The sequence below is a fragment of the Streptomyces sp. NPDC055140 genome (assembly GCF_053607285.1).
In genome coordinates, this window is record NZ_JBSGTG010000138.1 from 1 (window position 1) to 2,754 (window position 2,754).

2 protein-coding genes and 1 pseudogene are annotated in these 2,754 nt (G+C 62.1%); 1 reads left to right on the top strand and 2 read right to left on the bottom strand.

Features of this window, described 5'->3' with window-relative positions; all coding sequences use genetic code 11:
* Window positions 1–243: pseudogene (locus ACWFR4_RS48275) on the top strand (hypothetical protein); the annotation flags it as partial.
* 262 nt (window positions 244–505) lie between these two features.
* On the opposite strand, the gene ACWFR4_RS48280 reads toward ACWFR4_RS48275, so the two are convergent.
* Window positions 506–1,552: a hypothetical protein gene (locus tag ACWFR4_RS48280; protein ID WP_453658289.1), complete on the bottom strand. Its 1,047-nt coding sequence runs from the start codon at window positions 1,550–1,552 to the stop codon at window positions 506–508.
* A gap of 497 nt (window positions 1,553–2,049) precedes the next feature.
* Window positions 2,050–2,364 (bottom strand): integration host factor, actinobacterial type, encoded by a 315-nt coding sequence (mihF, locus tag ACWFR4_RS48285; RefSeq protein WP_453658291.1) that lies wholly within the window; start codon window positions 2,362–2,364, stop codon window positions 2,050–2,052.
* Window positions 2,365–2,754 lie beyond the last annotated feature (390 nt).

The window sequence follows — 2,754 nt, forward strand, 5'->3', positions numbered from 1 at the left end:
CACCAAGCCCGTGCGGATCGCGGGCCTGCTGTTGGTGAGCGCCAACAGCGGCCAGATCGACATCCGCCGCTGACACGCGCCATGTTCGCCTACACCTCGACGACGGAACTGCCGTCAGGGGCGCAGGTACTCAAGACGATGGCGGTACGTAAGGGCAACCTCGTGGTGATGCTGGTGGGCGCACCAGCCCTGGTGGACCGCCACATGAAGACCGCCGTCGGCAAGCTCGCCGCAGGCAGTTGACCAAGCCCGACGCCGCGGTTCCGACAAGCGTGAAAGCTGCGTAAGGTGCCACCCCGCACCGACAAGCAGTGCCAGCCATCACCGAAGGAACTCATCAGCAACGCAGGCCAGCATCCTAATTAGAAACTCTGCGGCGATCATTCCGCGACAGCTTGACCGTTCGCGTTGTGGGCGATGCGGGCATCGTCGGTCACATCTGGGGCGGCCATGAAGACAATGTCGACCCCGACAGTGGGCGGGGGATCATGCGTCGCCGCCTGCTTTAGCGCCGGAGTGTACGGGTGGGTCTAGGAGCTTCGAGCCTCTCCAAGCGCCAAAGAAAATACCATCCGGAAGCACGGAGGTCGCGCCTATTCTTGAGGACATCTCTCCGCTTCGTCAGTCCTTGAACTAGGATTCCCCCACTCGCGAGAGTGCTAAGGGCCTGTGAAGCAAAAGATGGAAGTAGGTTGACAGGTACCGCATAAAGGGAGGCCGCGCCAGTATAGAGGGATAGTTCAGTCCTCTTCAGCCATTTTCCGTCAGTTACTTGCGACGCGGTGTCCCGTAGACCCTTTTTGAGGGTCTCCTCGAATTCCACTTTATCGCGATTTGACAATGCGGGCACTTCTGGTGACCCGAGTTTCAGTAGCGTTGTGCGAATCAAATTACGAAACGGATCATACGTCGCGGGTTCGTTCGCGATGAGTTCGCTGAACTGCTTGAAGCTTCCGTGCTCCAGGGCCGGAATGTTCAACTGGCAGATCTTTTGGACTGCTTCGGCTGCCACCTCTTTTTCGGTGTCATGAGTGATCTCGTGCCCATCAGTGAGTAAATCGAGGATGGTGGGAGGCTGTTCGTAAGCCAAAGTGCCGTCGGGCCTGACCCTCGCCGTTACTGGGAGGTAAGCAACGAGACCTTTCCGGGCGATAGCCCTTGAGTCTCGGATCCATGTCCCCAAGTCAACGATGTTGGGTGCGACCAAGCCCAGTTCTGGCAGTGTCGGACCGCCGCCAGGGGTTACGCTTTCGGTTGGATTTCCCGCAGGGCCGTCGAATGAGTCCAGTGTCTCTCTAGGTCTGGCCTCGTGGTATTGCCCGTGGCCACCGTGAGTGAATACAACGGAATCCGCCAGCGCCAGGCAGCGGCGAGTCATCCACTCAAGATCGCCGTCGGATGTAGTTACTCCGAACGAATAGTGAGATGTGCCGAGGTGATCCTTTACGTCGTTCAGATGCCACCACTTCGCATAACTTTTAGCCCACGCTTCAGGGCTTTCGCTTCTGCGGCGTAGCAATTTGACGTCCGGCTGCTTGTAGAACTCTCTCATCAGTCGCGCCATGCGAGCTGTGGGTTCAAGCGATACGGAATAAGGTGCCCCTCGTCGGTGCGAGGTTACGCCGTACAGAGCTGCACTACCCCGCGCTGTTGCCCACTGCCATGCGTCCCCCAGAGTCATGTCGACATGCTACCCGCCTACATGACGGGGCATCAGCGTGCTAACTGCACTGAACCGATTGCTCAGGTGCAAGGCTATTGAGGCTTGGCCACCACCGTGCCGCCGCCGACGACGTCGACCGTGCGCCTGGTGTCCTGCTCGGCTCCGGGCGCGTCGGCACGCGAGACCTGCACGGGAAGACGTGGCCCAACGGGCGGCACGCAAGGACACGATCCAGGGCGCCAGCTAGCCAGAAACCCGAACATAGTGTCCTCTCTCGTCGACATTCGGTGTCAACTACACAAGCCCGGTCGCCAATACAGGTCAGCGTCCACATGTAGTGCCGTTCGCGACTGAAATTCTCACGCGGCGGCCACCAGATAGGTGACCTACGCGGCGGCCGGGAACTCCTCCAGGAGCTTGGCGCGCTGAGCGGGACCCAGGCCCTGCACGCGACGTCCCTCCGAGATGCCCAAGGCATTCATCGAACGGGTGGCGCGTACCTGTCCGATGCCAGGCAGCGCGGTCAGCAGCTGTCGTACCGGCATGCGGCCGACGACGGTGTCGGGCCGGTTCAGCACCTGGGCGAGCGTGAGGGTTCCGGCCTTGAGGCTCGCTCGGACCGCGCTGCGTGCCCGACGGGCGAGGATAGCCTTTTGGCGCGCCGCGTCGCGGTCGTCGTTGGTGAGGGTGGGAAGGGCCATGGTTTTCCTTATGCTGTGGGGTCTCGCGCTTCGTCGTCGTCGCGGACCTCGGTGGATGGGGCAAGCCGCCTGTGCGGACGGACCGGGCGGTCCCCGGACGGGACCGTAGAACGCGGCGGCGGTCGGTGAAGTCCTACCGAGCCGGCTTCGCCGCAGCTGTAGTGTCGGCGGGGATCTCCAGCGGCTCGATGGCTTCGTGGTACGGCGGGTGTGCCGTCGCCACAACGACCAGTACACAAGGCGCGGGCGAAGCGCTGCCCGATACCGTGACTAGCACCGGTGACCACGGCACGGCTGCCGACACGGTTCACGCCGCCTGGCGGTAGCGGGGGAGCAGATCCTCGCGCAGCGAGGCGAAGACACCGATCGCAGCCTCAAGCACCACGGGGG